Raw genomic sequence first — 19,852 nt, 5'->3', positions numbered from 1 at the left:
GCCGCGCACCCCAGGTGCACAAAACCTAGTCCCGCCGAATAATCCCGGTGATCGCCGCCGCACCCAGCGCCGTCACCAACCAGCCGCAAAGCGACAAAACCCAGCGTGCCCACCAAGCGATGAAGCCCCAGTCGGTCTGTCCTTCAACACCGCGTGTGGTCGAAGGCGCCCAAGCCCCTTCTTGCCCAAGGTTAATAATTGGGATCACAATATCCGCAGCATAAGCGAAGCGATTAAAGGTCTCATAATCCTGACCAGCCGCTCCCTTACGAGACCAGACTTCCGCTGGGTTGGTCACACATACCTCCGCCTCTTCGTCAGACTTCTCATCAACGCAGCGCGGCAACTCAGCCACCGACCGCCAGTCATGAGACATCAGAATCACACCAGAATTGGGTGCGAAATATCCGCTCTCATAAGCACGGTGAAACACAAAGGTCGCCACACTCAGCAAAAGTGCCAGGATCACCACAGACCGCTGCGGGAAATACCCATAACCAACCGTGATATCGACAACCTTGTCCCAGCACCAAAGCACAGTCCGCACCAGCCAGTGAAACGGCAGACCGCCCTCACCTCCGTTGAACGCTTCCGAATCCGGCTTTAACAGACGTCGACGTTCCTGAGCGCCGCGCCGTTCTTTGGCCACGAGGGCGACACGTGCTTGTGCTTCATGTCCCATATCGCGCAACACTTTGGCCAAATGTGACAAAGGTTGCGGCGAAAACTCTCCATCTCGAGCCACAGACTTATCTGCCCATTCCATCCGCTTCTTCATCTGGCCAACTCGGGCCAAATGCTCGTAAACAAAACCATCAAGGTTATACGTCGCAGCGCGAGTCCACGTTTTGAGCTCCCAGCTATCAAGCTTGTCGTTGAGTGTGTCGCAAATTGCTCCGCTGAACGAAACGTTTCCCTTCGCAGAATCCACTTTCCAATGGATGCTTTGGGCTTTCACACGGCCTGCCTCAAAAGCGGCTCGGTCTGTTTGCTCGTTTGGCCGGCTCAACCCCTCGAGACGACAATCGACGATTTCAAGTTTGCCACTGATATCGGCGCCGGAAAGCCGAATTCCGCCAATCACCTGAGTTTCGCTCCCGATCAAAATGTTCCCAGACACCTCCAAGCTCTGAGCATTCAGGCCCCAACCGCTGCGATCCATTTGCACCTGAGCGCTGGAAATGTGAGCGTTCTTGATCCAAAGGTTGCCAACTTTTGCTCCTTCGAAATTGACTTCGCCTTTCGCCAAGAATGACTCTGTCAAAAAAACTGGACCGTTAACGACACAGCTCTGGCCATGCAATGCCACCCCTGTCTCGTTGAGAAACTGCCCACCGCTCGCTGCAAACTGGCCATTGATATTTGCCCCAATCAACTTCAAGCCATTGTGGCATTCAAAGGCTGGCCGATTGACAGACGAGGTGAGGTATATCCCTCCGCTAACGGTTGCCCCGGTCAGGTTTGCGCCCGAACGCAGCAGACTGCCCCGCAGATTCAACTGCACCATGGTGGCCTGTACGGCTTCAAAGACCTCATCCAACACACATTCCGAAAGCAGGATCACTCCGCGCGTCTCACACATGCTCAAATCAAGCTTTTCTTTGATGTAGGCCCCTTTTAGTTGGACCCCGAGTTCATCCACCCGACACACATCACAGCCCCCCAAAATCAGATAGCGCAACAGCTCCGCTTGGACTGACACCTTCGGCGAAGGCTTTTCTGGCCGATCACCGTTCAAAGTGGTGGGCCGACCTGCCTTACAATTCTCAATCAGCAGCCATTCCACATTGCTGATCTCGCCCGCGTCACGCATTTTTTTGATCTGCGCAAAAGAGGTTATCCGGCTCATCGCACCCGCCTTGGTTGTTCGGCCCCAACCATGCGACAGCATTTGCCACCGCTCAAGTCATACCTTCCGCGCCAAAGCGTCTTTTGTCTCTGGGGGCTCTGGGGGCGTCGCATCGATGATGTGAGGCGGGCCAAGCCCGCAATCCCTAACGCCAGTCCAACACCACCTTGCCGGATTTGCCCGATTTCATCGCCGCAAACCCCGTTTTGAAATCCCCAACCGGCAGTTCATGGGTGATCACACGCGACACATCCAACCCGTTCTGCAGCATGGCAATCATCTTGTACCAGGTCTCAAACATCTCCCGGCCATAGACGCCTTTGATGGTGATCGCCTTAAACACAATCCGGCTCCAGTCCACCGGCGATTTGCCCGGAGGAATGCCCAAAAGCGCAATCTTGCCGCCCATCACCAAGGCCTCCACCATCTGATCCAGCGCCGCTTGGTTGCCGCTCATCTCCAGCCCCACATCAAAGCCTTCCTTCAGGCCCAGCGCGTGCATGACATCGTGCAAATCTTCGCTGGCCACATTCACCGCCCGCGCGTTGGGCACCACATGCTCTGCCAAAGCCAACCGATCCGGGTTGATATCAGTGATCACCACATGCCGCGCGCCCGCGTGCTTGCACACCGCCGCCGCCATGATCCCAATCGGCCCAGCGCCTGTGATCAGCACATCCTCTCCCAGCAAATCAAAGCTCAGCGCGGTGTGCACCGCATTGCCCAACGGGTCCAAAATTGCGCCGATCTCATCGGGGATTTCATTCGGCAATGGCACAACGTTGAACGCCGGAAGCCGCAAATATTGCGCAAACGCGCCTTGGATGTTCACCCCAATGCCGCGCGTGCCCGGGTCCAGATGAAATTTCCCGGCCCGCGCCTGTCGGCTCTCATGGCCAATGACATGCCCTTCTCCAGAGCAGCGCTGCCCAATCGAAAGCCCATCCACATTGCGGCCGATCTCGACAATCTCTCCGGCAAACTCATGCCCGGTGATCATCGGCACCGGCACCGTCGCGCTGGCCCAATCGTCCCAGTTCCAGATGTGGATGTCTGTGCCGCAAATCCCGGTCTTGTTGACCTTGATCAGCACCTCGTCGGCGCCAATCTCCGGCACCGGCGCCTGCACCATCCACAGCCCTTCCTCAGGTTTGGATTTTTCAAGCGCCGTCATTGTGTTGGGTTTTGTCATGAAATCACGCCCAGCGCTTTGCCAACTTTGCCAAAGGCCGCCAGCGCCCGATCCAACTCATCACGTGTCAGCGCTGCATTCATCTGAGTGCGAATGCGCGCCTGTCCACGGGGCACCACCGGAAAGAAGAAGCCTGACACATAGACCCCCTCTTCAAATAACCCCGCCGCCATATCCTGCGCCAATTGCGCCTCACCCAGCATCACCGGAATGATCGGATGCTCACCCGGCAGTATGTCAAAGCCAAGCGTCTCCAACCCCGCCCGCCAATAGGCCGCATTCTCAAACAACCGCGCCCGCATCTCTGCGCCCTCTTCAACCAGCCGGATCGCTTCGATCCCGGCGGCCACAATGCTGGGCGGCAGCGAATTGGAGAACAGATAGGGCCGCGCCCGCTGCCGCAGCAGGTCGATCACTGGCTGCGGCCCCGCGATGTAACCGCCAATCGCCCCCCCAAGGGCTTTGCCCAATGTCCCGGTGAGAATATCAACGTCCACGCCAAAATGATCCGGCGTGCCCGCGCCGTTTGGCCCCATAAACCCGGTGGCATGGCAATCATCCACCATCACCACGGCGTCATACTGCTTCGCCAACCGCGTGATCTCCGGCAGGTTCGCCAGATAGCCGTCCATGGAAAACACCCCATCGGTGGCAATCATAATGTGCCGCGCGCCTTCGTTGCGCGCATGCTGCAGCATCGCCTCCAGGTCACCCATATCGTTGTTGGCATACCGATAGCGTTTCGCCTTGCACAGCCGGATACCATCAATGATCGACGCGTGGTTCAGACTGTCAGACACAATCGCGTCTTCCGCCGTCAACAGCGGCTCAAACAGGCCTCCGTTGGCATCAAAACAGGCCGCAAACAGGATCGAATCGTCCTTGCCCAGAAACGCCGCCAGCGTTTTCTCAAGCTCCCGGTGAATGTCCTGTGTGCCGCAGATAAACCGCACAGACGCCATGCCAAACCCGCGCGGCTCCATCGCACCTTTAGCCGCATCAATCAGCGCCGGATTATCCGCCAGTCCCAGATAGTTGTTGGCGCACAGGTTGATGACCTCACGATCCCCCACCGCAATCTCCCCGCCCTGAGGCGAGGTGATCATGCGTTCCTTTTTCATCAGCCCTTCGGCCTCAATCGTGGTCAGCGTGTCACGGATATTGGACAGGAATGCATCAGACATCAGGGAATCTCCATTATGATAGACATGCATCTACCATAACGGATATACCTCCGTGAAGAGGGAATTTCCTCTATCATAGCGGAATTTTGAACTAAGAGACCATTCGCTCCCACCCCATCAAAAAAATCTTTCGTTTGGGTCTGGGAAACCGCACTTTTCGCGAAGCACTGACCTCGCATACTCTCCCCTAGAGTGTAGTCACTCAAGAATTTTGACGTTTTCCATAAATCGATTAAACGAGACCAAAATCATGTATGTTAATTCGTTCGGCGCAGCTTTTGTTTGCGTTTCAATCGGCCTTTCCAATGCTGTCTTTGCCGCTGACCTCCCAATTGAAAAAATTGGCAATCTTGGAGCCTGCAACGACGGCCAACGTCACATTACCTTTGAAGAGGCGTCTACTGGCAAAAAACGCTCAACCGACCCTAATGATCCCGGGTATGTTGGAGATCCGGGCATTTGCAGCCACCTTGCAACTTGGGACATTGCCAGACTGGCGGGTGGTGGTTCCATGGGCGGGCCTGGCTACCAGTGCTCAACTTTTCAGGACGACAGCCGCGGCATGGGCGCGGCGCTTTGCACGAAAATTGACATCGCACTCACAGATGTAAAAGTCGTGGACAACAATAGTGGAGACTGTGCGGAAGGCCAACGGCTTCTAACCTATAATGAGGCCCAAGATTTACTCAAAAAAGGAAACGGACTTTGCGATATGTTGGCAAACAATGCCGTAGCGCGTTTACACGGCGAAAAGTCAGATGCGTCTCTCTCCGGCAAAGACCATAACTGTCATTTTCAGGAAGCTTCAACACAAACGTCTCTTGGGTTCGGAGCCGCGCTCTGCGTAAACCTCAACTAAGATGTCTGGCAAACACTTGAGACGATGTGTGAGGACAGACGTCTCAAGTGTTATGATGCCTACTTGTCCAGTTTACCCCAGCGGCGCGCAGTTATCTCAAGCATTCTTCACAATCAAAAACACCCGCGCAGCCTCGGACGCCTCAATGCTGTGCGCCACATCCGCCGCATAGCGCGCGGTGTCACCCTCCGCCAACGTCTGCACCGCAGCCCCGCTGCTGACCTTCACCGCGCCCTCAAGCACGGTCAACTGTTCGGTGGCCCCGCGTTTGTGCGGCGCACTCTTCAGGCTGCCCCCCGCTTCAAAGGCAATGTCATAGACCTCATGACCCCCAACATCCTCTGGCGGCGACAAGATCCGAATGAGACAAAGATGTCCCATATTGTCAAAGCGCGGCACATCACTGGCGCGTAAAACTTCCACCTTATCGGTGGCCTCTGCATCCAGCAGCCCGGCAAAATCCACCTGAAGCGCACGGGTTAGATTCCACAAGGTCGCAATCGTCGGGCTGCTTTCACCACGCTCAATCTGGCTCACCATAGAGCGGCTGACACCAGACAGCTTGGCGACAGCATCCAGCGACAGCCCTTGGCTGCGGCGCGCCTCACGCAGGCGCGTGGGCAAAAGATCGAGGATGGGCAAGTCGTTATCCATGCTCCACAAATGCGGTGATCCTCCGTGCTTTGTCAATCAGGACACCTGTGTCATTCTCCGTAGGACTACGGGAACACACACTGTGACGCGCCGTTCCTGCTGACTCCGCCATGCTGCGCCTGCATACTACCCCCAACACGATTTCATGAGGAGACGACACATGTCGGACATCGTAATTCTCGGCGGCGCACGCACCGCCATTGGCACCTTTGGCGGCTCTTTGGCTAACACCGCCCCGATTGATCTGGGCGCAACCGTTGCCAAAGCGGCCATGGAAACCGCAGGTGTCGAAGGCGGCCAAATCGGCCAAGTTGTCTTTGGACACGTGATCAATACTGAGCCGCGCGACATGTATATGTCGCGTGTTGCGGCAATGCAGGCCGGCATTCCAGACACAACGCCTGCGATGAACGTGAACCGCCTCTGCGGCTCCGGCGCGCAGGCCATTGTGTCGGCCACCCAATCCCTGATGCTGGGTGATGCGGATTTCGCCCTCGCTGGTGGTGCGGAAAACATGTCCCGCTCGCCTTACATCATGCAGTCCCAGCGCTGGGGCCAGAAGATGGGCGACGTGAAAACGCTGGACATGATGCTTGGCGCGCTGAACTGCCCGTTTGGCACCGGCCACATGGGTGTCACCGCTGAGAATGTCGCGGATGAGCACAACGTGACCCGCGAAGATATGGATGCCTTTGCACTGGCCAGCCAAGAGCGCGCCGCGGCTGCCATCGAGGCCGGATATTTTGATGATCAAATCGTGCCGATTGATGTCAAAGTGAAACGGGACATGGTGCCATTTGCGCGTGACGAGCACCCAACCGCCTCCACCATGGAAAGCCTGGGCAAGCTGCGCACCGTATTTAAGAAAGACGGTCGCGTCACGGCTGGCAATGCGTCCGGCATCAACGACGGTGCTGGCGCCATTGTTCTGGCCCGCGCAGAAGCCGCAGAGAAAGCAGGCCTGACACCGAAGTTCCGCGTGTTGGGATATGCGCACGCTGGCGTCCGTCCGGAGGTCATGGGCATTGGCCCGGTGCCTGCGGTACAGAATCTGCTTACCAAAACCGGTCTGTCGATCACCGATTTTGACGTGATTGAATCCAACGAAGCTTTCGCCGCCCAAGCGATTGCCGTGAACAAGGGCCTTGGTCTGGACCCCGCCAAAGTCAATCCAAACGGCGGCGCCATTGCACTTGGCCACCCTGTGGGTGCAACCGGCGCGATCATCACCGTGAAGGCGATGTATGAACTGGATCGCACGGGTGGCTCCAAAGGTCTGATCACCATGTGCATCGGCGGCGGTCAGGGCATCGCAATCGCAATCGAGCGCATCTAAATCGCGCACAAATACGTGCAAAAGACATCAGTGCGACCAAAGGTTAACGCCTTGGCCGCACTGTTTTGCGCCACCTCCGCAAAACAGTCGTGATACCGACGCAATACCGACGTTGCCAAATTTGGTTAATCCACCCAGAACGTCACCCGATCAGAGCGCCCCTTAGCGTCGATCACCGTGACTGTTGCGCTGCCCTTTCCATCCATAGGTAAGATCACATCCGTCGCCCGCGCGTCTGTGATCACCGGCGCGCCATTGGCCAGAAAGGTCAGCGGTAGAACGGCGTTTTTGACTTTGATCGTCACGCCATCTTCAACACCAGACAGCCGCGCGCCTTCTGGCGGAAACGCCAATTCCAAGGCATCTTTCGGGGCTGCAAAGACTGCATTTCGGCCCCGAAATCTCTTAAGTGGTTCAGGCAGTTGACCGTTGCCAACCATCAGCGTTTCAGGCGGTGGTGGCGGCAAAACATCAAGCTTTGGCTTCAGCCGTTGAAACACCTCAAACAGCACCGGCGCTGCAACCTCAGCGCCAAATGCGCCGGGCACCGGCGTGCCATCTGGCCGCCCAATCCAAACCCCTGCAACGTGCTTACCGTCAAAGCCAATCGCCCACGTGTCGCGATGCCCATAAGACGTTCCGGTCTTATACGCCAACCCATTGCGCGGAGCCCCTTTTGGTGGCGCAATCCCTGACAGGATATGTCCCAAATGCCACGCCGCTGATCGACTGATAACCTGCTGTCTTACATCGACTTTTTCTCCCATCCGCCAATGTAGCGGCCGTTCCACTCCGCCTTGCGGGATCATCGCATAGAGCGTCACCAGTTCTTCCAGAGACACCCCCACTCCGCCCAACGCAACCGCCAACCCAGCCGCACCGCCGGGCACATCCGGCGCCATGCCAGCCCGTCGCATTGCCGCCATCAAATTGGCCGGTCCAAGCTCCTCAGTGAGCATCACAACCGGAATATTCAACGATTGTTCCAACGCGTCTCTAACCCTCAATTCACCTCGGAATCGCCCATCAAAGTTTTGCGGCACATACCGTCCAAACCGCACTGGCGTATCGGAAATCAAGCTCTCTGGATGAACCAAGCCTTGGTCAAAAGAAAGACCGTAAACCAACGGCTTAAGCGTTGACCCGGGTGAACGTTTTGCCTGCGTCATGTCAATGAAACCGTGCCGATCATCCGCGGCCGAGAAGCCCGCAGATCCCACTGAGGCGAGAATCTCACCGGTCTGGTGGTCCGCAACGACAACCGCCACAGACAGCCGCCTCCCCAACCCGCGCACCACGTCCACGGACAAGCGCTCCAATGCCTTTTGCACGTCTAAGTCCACAGTCAACTTGTGCCATACAGCTCCGGGCGCAGCGCGCACCGCACGATCTGACAAATGTGGTGCCAGCGCCGGAAATCCCTGACGCGCGCCCGGAAGAGGTGTCATCTGTGCTGACAAGACCTCTTCTGGGGTTAAAACTCCCTGCTTTTCAGCAACATACAACACCCGGTCTCGTGCAATCTCTGCCGCTTTCGGGTGCCGATCTGGCCGTCGCGCATTTGGGCTCTGGGGCAATGCCACCAACAACGCCGCCTCCGCCGAGGTCAATCGATGCGGCTCCTTACCAAACCATGACAACGTCGCCGCGCGGACCCCCTCGAGATTCCCGCCAAACGGCGCATGTGTCAGATAAATCTGCAGAATCTCTTGTTTGGACAACCGGCGTTCCAACGCCAAGGCCACGCGGATTTGGCGCAGCTTACCTTGCCATGCCCCTGTCCCAGAATCCTCCAAAAGGCGTGCCGCCTGCATCGTCAGCGTGGAGCCCCCAGACACCACTCGCCCGTGCAAAATCGCTTGACCTGCAGCACGGACAAAGGCTCTTAAATCAATACCTTTGTGCCGCCAAAACCGTCTATCCTCATAGGCCACCAGCATGTTGATGTATCGTGCCTCAACAGCATCCTGCCCCGCCCCCAAACGCCATAGTCCGTTATCAACCGTATAGGCGCGCAACAAACGTCCGTCTCGATCGACCACCTCCACGGACGTGTCAGCCATCAATACTGGCAGCTCAGTGCGGTCTACCCATCGATCCAGCCAATCTCTTCCGGCAGCAGCCACAAGTAGGCCACCAACCAAAAGAAAGAGCCAAATCCGCACCTTACTCGCCTACGACAAGACGCGTAGCCGAGGTATTGGCGCGATATTGCGGGCGATACATGTCCTCCACGGACGCAGCGGGGTGGTGATAGTCTCCAGGGCTCACAGCCCGCACCATATAGGCAAGCTGAAACGATTTATCGGAGCGCCAATCCACTGCCGCCAAAAAACGGTCAGCGCGGAACTCACTATGATCAGCAGTGGTCAAGTTAAGCCAGTCCAAAGCCTGTACGTCCCCGCTGCCCAATAAGTTTGGATTGTCGATCTCAAATCCAGCTGGAAGGGGGTCATTGACCATAAGGCGCGCGCCAACTGCGCTACTTGGATCGACCGTCAAAACCGCAACCAAACGCGTTCCCGCCGTAACCGAACCCGCATCAACCAATTGACCTTCCAACGTGTAATATTCACGCGTCAGTCGGTATCCGTAGCCACTTTCCACAATTGGGAATAGCGGCACACCAACCGTGGTCACGGTAATTCTGTCCGGTGAGTTCCCCTCGTTGCGCAGGGCGATATCCTCAGCAAAATCGCGATCCGAAAATTGTTGTAGAAGCGGGCCGTCAAGCGCCCTCCCATTCAGGCTCAAGTTGTTGCGCGTGTCATCCTCAATCAACGCATGCGCCGCCATCAATGACCACGCAGACTCCTGTGTCGATAGGACCCGATCTGGTCCCGACACGCGCTGCAACAGCGTCTCGACGTCCAAGGCTTCACTTCCGGCCTCAAGAGCGAGCGCCAATGCACCTGCCGTATCCCGCAGAGAGGTGCCGTAATCCGCGCGCCACAACGGCTTTTCGTCGGCCTCAAGCGCCGTGATCTTACGCGCTGCGATGCGGAACATGTCATCAGCCCGCGTTTGGTCGCCATAGAGCGCCAAAGCCGCACCGAGTTGCGCTGCAGCCAACGGTGTCGCGAACGCCTCGCCTTTGGTATCTGCATAGTACCGCAGATCACCCATCGCGGCAGCCCCCTCACGGGCCAAGACCAAAAGCGCATATGCTAAATCCTCACCGCCATTGTCAAAGTCCGGCGCATAATTCACTCGATTGCGCAGATTGTTCATGGCCTGCTTAAACGCCACCTCCGGCACCAAATGCCCTTGCACCCTCGCACGGGACAGAAAGTCGCTCACGTAGGCATCCAGCCAAAAATCCCCGGACGCGGCACGCCATAACCCAAAAGCTCCGTTGCTGGACTGACGGGTCAACACCCGGTCTATGGATTCTGCAATACGTTGATCAATGTCCCCAGCTGGCACGATATCCAATGCCTCTGCGACCTCCTCAAAATACAACAGAGGCAGCGTTTGCGATGTCACTTGCTCCGTGCAGCCGTAGGGATAGCGATCCAAGGCTTGCAACAATCCCGGCGCATCAAAACGGGCCAGAGCCCCAGAAGAAACCACAAGCTCTGCTGTGCCCGGGCGCAGGTCTGCAAACATATCTGCGACAAGGGTGAGCTGCTCGCCAACACCAAGCGACACCTGTCGTGTTTCACTGATCTCCGGGTCGTTCAACCGCACGGGCAACGTAAGTGTTTTCACTAACTGTTTGCCATCAGGCGTGGTCAGAGCGATGCGCAGACTGTGATCGCCTATGTCATCCGCAACAATGGGAATAGAAAAACGGGCCGAGCCCAACTCTTCCAGATCCAAACCGGATGGAACACTGGCTGCGTCGATTGTTACACCTTGTGCCGCCACATCCAAACCCATCCGACCAGCGGACCCGTCGGCATGCACAAATTCCAACAGCAGGCGGCTTTCATCCCCTGGCGCCAAGAAACGAGGCACGCTTGCGGTGACCACCACTGGATCGCGGACCAAGACCTCAGCTTCGGCTTGACCGACAGCAGATGGCGACCACGCTACAGCCATCAAACGCACCGATCCGTTGAACTCTGGTAAATCAAAGCGCACCTGAGCAGTGCCATCCTCAGACACGGCAATTGGTCCTTGAAAGTAGGCCACGAGCTCTTCCGTAGGGGGCGGTGAGTCAAACCCAACACCAGCGTTGGCATCCCCCCCCGAGCGCAATGTGCCCATGTCGCCTGACAAACCGTTGATCAAACGCCCATATATGTCGCGAATTTCCATCCCGAGCCTACGCTGGCCAAAGTAGTGATCGGAGGGATCAGGACTGTCAAAGCGGGTCAGGTTGAGAATGCCGACGTCCACAGCGGCGAGCGTAACAAAAGCTGTTTCGCCCGAGGCGATTCCCTCCACTTGGATGCCAATATCCAAAGAGCCTCTTGGATCCGTAGTGACAGGAGCATCAAACGCCACCTCAAGCTGCTTTGCGCTTGGGTCGACTTGCGCATAACGCACACCCAGTGCGCGGCTTGGGTTTTGCCCTGCCTCTACATCGCTAGGCCGGATCACTGAAGCGGTCACATAGGCCCCAGCACCCCAATCGTCGGTGACCTCCAATTCAATGAGATTTTCACCTGCAATCACATCAACGGCTTTCATCGAAATCAGGCGATTGGACATCACAGAAATCAGCGCTTTTCCGGCAAACCGAGGCACCAAACGCAATTGCGCAAGATCGCCACTGCGATAGATCTCCGAGTTCAGTGACAGCTCAACGGTATCTGGCGTTTCGGTAGCATCGGCAGGAGCATACCACCCCGCAAAAAACTCCACGGCACTTGAAACATAGGCCCCGCCTTCTTGCGTCACAACAATCTCATACCGCCCCCAATCAACATCTGCGCCCAGTGTCAAAACGTCACCTGACAAGGTGGCTGCGCCCTGCGCAACAGCTTTGCGGCTTGTTGTTGGCTCCCACTCCCAACGCCCGCCCAGTTGATACCATTGATACCGGGTCTCAACCCGGTTCACCGTCCAGCGCACAGGCATGTTGGCAGCCGTCAAATCTGGGTTCAGTCCAACAACTTCAAAGTCCACACGACTGCCTTCACTCACAACGTCGCCTTTAAAGAGTGGCTTTATCCCAATGAGTGGCGTCTTCGCGGCTACCGGGTGGCTGATTTTCCGCTCGACAGGCCGCCCAGACCCTTCCAGCACCCGAACGGTCACCTCTGCCGACAAAGGACGCCCCTGCGCATCTTGATCTGGCAGCGGGACAAAGAGATCCGCATGCCCATCGCGGTCCGTTACCTCACCATAAAAATACTCGGTTTTCCCATAGAATGGCGTGTCGTAGCGACCAAAACGGAAGCCATCAAAACCGATAATGTCATCTCTCACCTGTAGCGTCACCTGACCTTCGGCGTTCAGATTTGCCGCAGGCGCGCCAAACAAATACCGAGCATCCAGAGCCAGAGTCGTTTCCGCATCCGGATCAAAAGGTGTCTCAGGCGCTGTCAGCTCAAAGTCGATTCGCTCCGGCAAGAAATCTTCAACGAGCACTTTGGCAGTCGCCAGCGCTGGCGCATCCAAGTCTGACTTAAAATCAATCGTCCAGCGCCCTCTGGGAACTGTCGCCCCCAAAGGCAGCTCAAAAACATGGCCTCCTGCTGCGCCATCAACCGACGCAATTCGGCTGTACTCCACGCCATCGGGCCGCGTCAAAATCGCTGTAATCGGCAATCCGGGTAGAGCTTGCGCGAACGCGCCTCGCGCAAGCGCGGTGGCGAAGATTGTTTCACCTGCCCGATAAGCGCCTCGGTCAGTGGTGACAAACACATCCACAGGCGGAGCAGCTGGACGCCCTTCCACACCGCGGTCCGACAAATCAAAGGCGGGATCTGTTAACGATAGGAAAGAAAAATCATCATCAGATTGGACCATCACAAGCGCAGGTGCGGATGATCCTTGGCCCCGGCTCAACCCAGCGTCGAACATGGCGTAGCCTTCGCCATTGGTCTCCAATTCTCCAAGCACGCGATTGGCCCGCGAAAGCAAAGTCACCTTGGCATCACCCCAAGCAGAAGCATCTGCGAGGTGACGTACAAAAACATGCAGCCCGTCCGTACCTGATAGCGTGGTGACACCCACATCTGACAGCAAGAACCATTGCGTTGCGGAAGTTTCATCGTATTTGTCAGCCCCAGGCACATCCGCAGTCAGCGCATACACCCCTGCCGGTTGACCCTGCACAATCTCCGCCATCGGCAGGCGCGTTGTCATGGTTTGGTTTAGTGCGTTCTCAACCTGGCCAGAACCAGTCCAGATTGTTTCCGCAACATCCTGAGCGAAGTCGTCGATCTGCCAATAACTCAACGGTTGCCCAAAATAGCTGTCTTGTATGGCGCGCAATAGATTTCGGTCATTCACTCGCTGTAGCGTAAGGGTGATCTCATCCAGATTGACCGTTTCAACGGGTACGCCGACGTCAGAATTTCTGGGCAGAACATAAGCTCGGCCCGCAAAAGCAACCTTAGGACTCCGGTCACGGACGTAGGCTCGCACAGTTGTGTCTTTGATCAACGTCTCACCACTTTGAGCAGGCAAGCCTTCCCTAAAGGTTACTTCAATCTGTTGGCCGTGGGTCAGGCCCTCAACACAGATTTGCTGCTCTTCCACCTGGATGGCCAAACGGCTGTCCGCCACCTTCACAAACGGCGCATAGTCTTGGCCAACTTTGATAAGTGGCTCGTTGAACTCAGCACAAAACCGCGGTGCTTCCAAATCACTTGAGACCTGATGATCTGAAACACGGAAACCATATTTGGCAATTGCATCTGAGAGCCGTGTCGTCACTTCGTCACGTTGAGACATTGTCTCTGCCAAACGCAAACTCTTGAGAACCGATTTGCCACGCTCTTGCGTTTCAAGTTGATCCGACAGGAGAAGCAACGCGTTCACACGAGCGTTTGCTGAATCCGAGCGTAGATAGGCGTTAATAGCACTGAGGAAAGCTCGTTCGCGATACGTACGTGTCTCAGAAGCTTTCTCGCTTTTTAATTCAGCGTTGAGTCGAGCATATTCTGCCCATAGGTCGCTTCGCTCCGACTTACCAAGCGCACCGCCGGTCCAACGCATCGCGCTTAGCAGGTTGCCCTCGCTCCGGCGATCCTTTGCAGCCGCTACCATTTCTTCAACCGTCCAAGGCCCACCCGCATGATAGCGTCCAATATTTGCAGCCAGATCCTTTGCACGTTCGAGCTCGGTGGTTCTTAGAAACGACAGTTCTGCGGCACGCTCAAAGGCGGCATCGACCATCAAAGCAGGTGGGGTCATCACTTCAGCGGACAAAGCCCCGTCATATGGTTGTTTGTCGCTAATTGCAGATTTGGGAAAACAAGCTTTTGATTTTTGGTTGAAAGTGAAAGCCACGCAGTTTGATCTGCTCAAACAATTCGAAACACAGGCCTCATAGGTGGTATCAAAAATGTTCTGCAGATCGGATCCGTAGAAATCCACGTCACGGCTGACAACGATTCTGCGATCAGGGATATAGCTGTCTTGAGCACTGGCAAAACTACCAGTCACGACAAGCGCACATGCGGCGAAAATCCGAAACATTTTATTCTCCCTCAACCAATACCTTGATGGTGCCACGGCCCGGCTGAGCAATGCAATGCTGATAACTCACTGCGCGAGTTAAGCAGATATTCATCGACTCTAAGCAATATGCCTGAGAAGATTATGACCACTGGGGATCCGCGAATGTCGCTGGCGCAGAAACTTGCTGACGAACGGCGGGCTCGCTTAGCTGCCGAGCGGTTGTTGGAGCTAAAAAAGCACGAGCTTTATGCGGCGAACCGCAAGCTCGGCAAACATGCTGCAAAACTATCGAACGAAATTGTCGAGGCCCGCGCTGAATTTCAAACAGTCATCAAGGAAAACAAGAAATACCGCACCGACTTAGAATCAGCCAAGGATCGGGCTGACCAGGCGGAGCGGCGTCTTTGGCACTCCATTGCCACTATCCGCGATGGTTTTGCTTTTTTCGATGACCAAGGCAAAATGATCGCTGCCAATCCAACGTATCTGGCGATCTTTGAAGGTGCTGATCACATCAAGCCTGGCATCAGTTACAAAGAAATCATGGAGTTTGCGGCTCACGAAGGGCTGTTTATTCTCGAAGATACATCGCCTGATGACTGGTGTGCCATGATGGAGCAACGCTGGACTGTCGACGAACCGGAACCCGTCATTGTTCAGCTTTGGAACGAAGAATTTCTGAAACTCGTCGACCAATGTGACAAAGGCAAAGACCGAACAAGTCTGGCATTGAACATAACCGAATCCGTGCAACGTGAAGCGGAGCTTCATCAAGCCAAACAAGAGGCGGAGGCAGCGAGCCAGGCGAAATCCGCGTTCCTTGCCAACATGAGCCATGAATTGCGCACACCTATGAATGGGGTGGTGGGCATGGCAAATCTCTTGATGGACACTTCGCTGAGCGACGAACAGCGCTTGTTCGCCTCGACAATCAAGAACTCTGGCGAAGCCTTGTTGTCCATTATCAACGATGTTTTGGACTACTCCAAACTGGGTGCCGAGAACGTTGACCTGCGCGCAGAGAGCTTTGACTTTGAACGGTGCATTCACGAGGTCATGACCTTGCATCAGGTCTCTGCCCGCGAGAAAGGGGTGGAGCTGTTGGTGGACTACGACCTGTTCTTGCCCACCATGTTCGTCGGGGACGTGGGGCGCTTGCGTCAAATCTTAACGCACTTGGTCGGAAACGGAATAAAATTCACCCACTGCGGTCATGTGTTGGTTCAGGTTGTCGGCGTGATCACAAATGACGGATCGCAAGCGGTGGTACATGTCACTGTCCAAGACACTGGAATCGGTATTCCGCCTGATCAAATCGACCATGTATTTGGTGAATTCCACCAAGTTGACACCAGTCAAAATCGTGAATTCGAGGGCACAGGCTTGGGGCTGGCGCTGACAAAGCAATTGGTCAATTTGATGTCCGGGGAGCTTTGGGTGGATTCTATTGAGGCTGAAGGCACATCTTTCGGGTTCCGCCTAACGCTGCCTATCGAAGAAAATTGCGACCAACTCCCCATTCCGTTGCCAAACAAAGTTCAGCACGTGCTTGTGGCCTCGGACATGGAGGCCAACAGTGATCTCCTTAAGAAGCAATTGGAGCAGATGGGGGCAAACGTGACGTTGTGCACAGAGCAATCCCAAGTAATGTTGCTGGCACCTCATGTCGATTTGATCCTTGCCGATCATTCGCAATCAGGTATCGACGCCATTCAGCTGCACACGGACTTACAAACAGCGTCTCTTCAGACACCTATTCTCGCACTGACCAGCGAAGTGCAGGACTTTGCGGGACTGGAACCCCCCTCTATTGCTGCCGTACTTCAAAAGCCTGGATCTCGCGCTGAACTGAGTGTGGCAATCGCTAAGGCAGCGGCCACAAACCCCAACGCCCCTGAGATTGGTGGGCAACAGAAACGCCGCATGCGCGTACTGTCCGCCGAGGATAACAAGACCAACCGGCTGGTTCTAGAAAAGTTGCTGAAACCGCTCGATATCGAATTGCAATTCGCACACGATGGGGTCGAAGCAGTCGAGAAATTCAAAACCTATGCACCTGACTTGGTTTTCATGGACATTTCCATGCCGCGTATGGACGGCACGCAAGCCACACAGGAAATCCGGGAAATGGAAGCTAAAATCGGAAAACACACACCAATTGTTGCTCTCACAGCTTTGGCAAACGAGGGCGATGAAGAACATGTCCTCAGCCATGGTTTGGACCGCTACCTCACCAAGCCTCTGAGGAAATCTGAGATTTTCAAGGTGATCTCAGAAACCCATACACAAGAGACAGTAGATCCGTTTGAGACTCAGTCTGATGGAGTGTGAACCTAATTTACTTTTCCGGGTAGTCGCGTAAAAACACCCAGCGATCCCCATCCGAGAGATCCGGGTCAAACCGGTAACCGCCATAGTCGAAGTCTTTGATACCATCAGGGTGCGACAGTCGGTTGTCGATCACAAACCGCGCCATAGAACCACGCGCTTTTTTGGCGAAGAACGAAACAATCTTGGCTTGCCCGTTTCGCTCCTCCATGAAAACTGGCGTGACCACGCGCAGTTTCAAAGCCTTCAGGTCAACCGCGCCAAAGTACTCCTGGCTGGCACAGTTGATCAAAGTATCGGATTGCAGTGTTTCAGCCTGCCTGTTGAGTGCGTGTGACAGTGCTGAACGCCAATAGTCATACAGGTTACCCCCCCGCCGGGTTTTTAGGCGGCTGCCCATTTCCAAACGGTAAGGCTGGATCAAGTCCAAAGGGCGCAGAACGCCATATAGGCCGGACAGAATGCGCAAATGCTCCTGTGCCCATGCCATTTCGTCTGTAGCCAAACTGCCTGCATCCAATCCGATGTAGGTATCACCCGCAAACGCATGCACCGCCGGACGGGTGGCGTCAGGTTCAGGCGCGTCTGCAAAAGCCCGGAACCGATCTCTGTTCAGCCGTGCCAAATCCGGGCTGAGATCCATCAGCTTGCGCAAATCACCAAGTGTTAGGTTGCGCGCCGTTTTTGCCAAACGAACCGCATCTTCCTGAAAATCCGGCGAGGTGGTTGGTCCAGAAACGGCCTCCCAATTCAGGCGTTTTGCTGGGGAAATGACAACAAGCATCTATGCGCTCCCTTTGGTTAAATCCCGGTCTACTCGGACTGCTGCAGAACGTCCAGAAAAGCCGCGCCAAATCGGTCGGCCCGGCGTTCTCCCAATAGCCGCACCATGTCTTGTTCCGTACGCGGTTTTTGACTGGCCACTTTTGCCAAAAGCGCTGCAGAGCAACTCATGGGCTTACCAATGCCGTCCGGCCCGCGCATCAGTTCAGACTGTGCCTCCAAAAGAAGATCGTACAAGCCAGCATCTTGTCGACCCGCAATCTTGCGACGGCTTGGGTGCAATTGCTCTGCTTCCCCGTTGATCACTTCCAAAAATGCATCGCCATAATTGGCCAGTTTCTTGGCTCCGACGCCGTTGATACGCGCCATTTCGTCCAAATTGGCAGGACGGTTCTCCGCCATTTCCGCCAAGGTACGATCAGGAAAAATCACGTATGCTGGTACTTTCGCCGTTTCGGCCAAGCTGCGCCGCTTGGCTTTCAAAGCAGACATCAAAGGGGTGTTCTCTTCGCTGACCAACGTCTTGGCAGCTGGACGACGGGATGTGGTACGAATGGTGTCACGTCGCAATTGAACCGTTTCTTCATCACGCAATACAGGGCGCGCTCGGTCCGTCATACTCAGAGCCCCGTGGCGTTCTGGATTTGGACGCACCAAATCGTGGCCCATCATTTGTCGAAACACAGCCTGCCACTCGCGTTTGTCATACTCACCACCCACACCAAAGGTGGGCAGCGCATCATGGCCGCGCTCGCGCACTTTGTCGGTCTCCTGACCCAACAAGATATCAATCAAATGCCCAGTCCCAAACCACTCACCGGTGCGCAAAATAGCGGACAGCGCTTTTCGGACTGCAACCGTGCCGTCAAACACGTCTGGTGGATTGTCGCACAGATCACATCTACCGCACGTGACATCCTCTTCACCGAAGTATTTCAGCAACTGAGCGCGGCGACATTTCAACGCCTCTGCCAACCCCAACAGAGCATTCAAACGCGCATGATCAGCCGCACGGCGGTCAGGCGGCGCCAACCCTTCATCAATTTGCGATCTCCGCAGACGTATGTCATCCGGACCAAACAAAGTCAGCGTTTCAGCAGGCGCACCGTCACGTCCGGCACGACCAATTTCTTGATAGTAGGCTTCGATGGATTTGGGTAAATCCGCATGGGCCACCCAGCGGATATCCGGCTTATCTACGCCCATACCAAACGCAACAGTCGCGACCACAATAAGTCCGTCTTCACGTTGAAAGCTTGCTTCGGTGTTGCGTCGTTCCTGAGAGTCCATGCCACCGTGATAGTGCAGCGCTTGATGTCCCTCTTCGCGCAGCGCCTTGGCCAGTGTTTCCGTTTTGGCGCGAGTGCCGCAATAGACAATTCCAGACTGCCCTTTGCGCGCGGCGGCAAACTGCAAAATTTGGCGTCTTGGATTGTCCTTTGCCGCAAATGCCAAATGTAAATTTGGTCGATCAAACCCATGCAAAAACACTTTGGGCGCGTGGCCGCCAAACAATCGTTCTACAATTTCGTCTCTGGTTTCTGCATCCGCTGTCGCAGTAAAAGCCGCAATCGGAACGTTTAATGCGTTCTGAAGCTCTCCAATACGCAAATAGTCTGGTCGGAAATCATGCCCCCATTGGCTGACGCAGTGCGCCTCATCGACAGCTATGAGGCCAACATTGATTTGTCGCAAAATGCCAATCGCGGCGCCAGACGCCAGCCGTTCAGGGGCAATGTAGAGGAGCTTTAAGCGGCCTGAATCTAACGCTTCCCAAACTTGAGCAGTCTCTTCTTCGGTGTTTCCGGAAGTCAGCGCACCCGCCTCTACACCAGCTTCGCGCAATGCACGCACCTGATCGCGCATCAAAGCAATCAGAGGGGAGATGACAACCGTCACCCCCTCGCGCAACAAAGCAGGCAACTGAAAACACAGAGATTTGCCACCACCCGTTGGCATGATGGCCAGTACGTTTTCTCCGTCAGCGACCGCGCTGACAATTTCTTCTTGCCCCGGTCGAAACGCATCAAAGCCAAAAACGTCACTCAGAACGGTGCTCGCGACCTGCATTTCTCACCTTGCGTGT

11 protein-coding genes are annotated in these 19,852 nt (G+C 55.5%); 3 read left to right on the top strand and 8 right to left on the bottom strand.

The features are described 5' to 3' along the window. Positions 1-25: 25 nt before the first annotated feature. The 3 genes from ABWV47_RS11700 to ABWV47_RS11690 all read right to left on the bottom strand — a co-directional run bounded on the left by ABWV47_RS11700 (position 26) and on the right by ABWV47_RS11690 (position 4,225). Complete coding sequence (locus ABWV47_RS11700; protein ID WP_353311911.1) at positions 26-1,849, bottom strand: hypothetical protein; 1,824 nt, start codon at positions 1,847-1,849, stop codon at positions 26-28. Between the two features lie 145 nt (positions 1,850-1,994). Further along, complete coding sequence (tdh, locus tag ABWV47_RS11695) at positions 1,995-3,023, bottom strand: L-threonine 3-dehydrogenase (RefSeq protein ID WP_353312106.1); 1,029 nt, start codon at positions 3,021-3,023, stop codon at positions 1,995-1,997. Positions 3,024-3,037: 14 nt separating this feature from the next. Further along, positions 3,038-4,225: a glycine C-acetyltransferase gene (locus tag ABWV47_RS11690; protein WP_353311909.1), complete on the bottom strand. Its 1,188-nt coding sequence runs from the start codon at positions 4,223-4,225 to the stop codon at positions 3,038-3,040. 211 nt (positions 4,226-4,436) lie between these two features. Here ABWV47_RS11690 and ABWV47_RS11685 point away from each other — a divergent pair, with 211 nt between their 5' ends. Continuing rightward, positions 4,437-5,084, top strand: a complete 648-nt coding sequence (locus tag ABWV47_RS11685; RefSeq protein WP_353311907.1) for a hypothetical protein — start codon at positions 4,437-4,439, stop codon at positions 5,082-5,084. 96 nt (positions 5,085-5,180) lie between these two features. On the opposite strand, the gene ABWV47_RS11680 is transcribed toward ABWV47_RS11685, so the two are convergent. Next, positions 5,181-5,738 carry a helix-turn-helix domain-containing protein gene (locus ABWV47_RS11680; RefSeq protein WP_353311905.1) on the bottom strand — a complete coding sequence of 186 codons (558 nt, stop codon included), beginning with the start codon at positions 5,736-5,738 and terminating at the stop codon, positions 5,181-5,183. 160 nt (positions 5,739-5,898) lie between these two features. On the opposite strand from ABWV47_RS11680, the gene ABWV47_RS11675 reads away from it, so the two are divergent. Further along, positions 5,899-7,074 carry an acetyl-CoA C-acyltransferase family protein gene (locus tag ABWV47_RS11675; protein WP_353311903.1) on the top strand — a complete coding sequence of 392 codons (1,176 nt, stop codon included), beginning with the start codon at positions 5,899-5,901 and terminating at the stop codon, positions 7,072-7,074. Positions 7,075-7,199: 125 nt separating this feature from the next. Here the strand turns inward: ABWV47_RS11675 and pbpC are convergent, their stop codons facing one another. Both pbpC and ABWV47_RS11665 read right to left on the bottom strand, forming a co-directional pair. Further along, on the bottom strand, positions 7,200-9,239 hold the full coding sequence (pbpC, locus tag ABWV47_RS11670; protein ID WP_353311901.1) for a penicillin-binding protein 1C: 2,040 nt from the start codon (positions 9,237-9,239) through the stop codon (positions 7,200-7,202). A 1-nt stretch (position 9,240) separates the two neighbouring features. Then, a complete protein-coding gene (locus ABWV47_RS11665; RefSeq protein WP_353311899.1) occupies positions 9,241-14,673 on the bottom strand; it encodes an alpha-2-macroglobulin family protein in 5,433 nt (1,810 codons plus the stop codon). A 108-nt stretch (positions 14,674-14,781) separates the two neighbouring features. Here ABWV47_RS11665 and ABWV47_RS11660 point away from each other — a divergent pair, with 108 nt between their 5' ends. Then, entirely contained in the window at positions 14,782-16,986 is a 2,205-nt protein-coding gene (locus tag ABWV47_RS11660; RefSeq protein ID WP_353311897.1) for a response regulator, read from the top strand. A gap of 7 nt (positions 16,987-16,993) precedes the next feature. Here ABWV47_RS11660 and yaaA read toward each other — a convergent pair whose 3' ends face one another. Beyond that, the gene (gene yaaA, locus ABWV47_RS11655; RefSeq protein WP_353311895.1) at positions 16,994-17,767 is read right to left on the bottom strand and encodes a peroxide stress protein YaaA; all 774 of its coding nucleotides are present in this window, start codon (positions 17,765-17,767) and stop codon (positions 16,994-16,996) included. Between the two features lie 29 nt (positions 17,768-17,796). Further along, complete coding sequence (gene recQ / locus ABWV47_RS11650; protein ID WP_353311893.1) at positions 17,797-19,836, bottom strand: DNA helicase RecQ; 2,040 nt, start codon at positions 19,834-19,836, stop codon at positions 17,797-17,799. Between the last annotated feature and the right edge of the window lie 16 nt (positions 19,837-19,852).

Source organism: Shimia sp. NS0008-38b (assembly GCF_040370365.1).
In the GTDB taxonomy this organism is placed as follows: domain Bacteria; phylum Pseudomonadota; class Alphaproteobacteria; order Rhodobacterales; family Rhodobacteraceae; genus Shimia.
Note: the sequence above shows the minus strand (reverse complement) of the source record. Positions and strands in the feature narration are given on the sequence as shown.

Coding starts and splice junctions, on each gene's coding strand:
- ABWV47_RS11700 (WP_353311911.1), bottom strand. CDS start 1,849: ATGAGCCGGATAACCTCTTTTGCGCAGATCAAAAAAATGCGTGACGCG.
- ABWV47_RS11690 (WP_353311909.1), bottom strand. CDS start 4,225: ATGTCTGATGCATTCCTGTCCAATATCCGTGACACGCTGACCACGATT.
- ABWV47_RS11660 (WP_353311897.1), top strand. CDS start 14,782: ATGCCTGAGAAGATTATGACCACTGGGGATCCGCGAATGTCGCTGGCG.
- yaaA (WP_353311895.1), bottom strand. CDS start 17,767: ATGCTTGTTGTCATTTCCCCAGCAAAACGCCTGAATTGGGAGGCCGTT.
- ABWV47_RS11680 (WP_353311905.1), bottom strand. CDS start 5,738: ATGGATAACGACTTGCCCATCCTCGATCTTTTGCCCACGCGCCTGCGT.
- recQ (WP_353311893.1), bottom strand. CDS start 19,836: ATGCAGGTCGCGAGCACCGTTCTGAGTGACGTTTTTGGCTTTGATGCG.
- ABWV47_RS11665 (WP_353311899.1), bottom strand. CDS start 14,673: ATGTTTCGGATTTTCGCCGCATGTGCGCTTGTCGTGACTGGTAGTTTT.
- tdh (WP_353312106.1), bottom strand. CDS start 3,023: ATGACGGCGCTTGAAAAATCCAAACCTGAGGAAGGGCTGTGGATGGTG.
- ABWV47_RS11675 (WP_353311903.1), top strand. CDS start 5,899: ATGTCGGACATCGTAATTCTCGGCGGCGCACGCACCGCCATTGGCACC.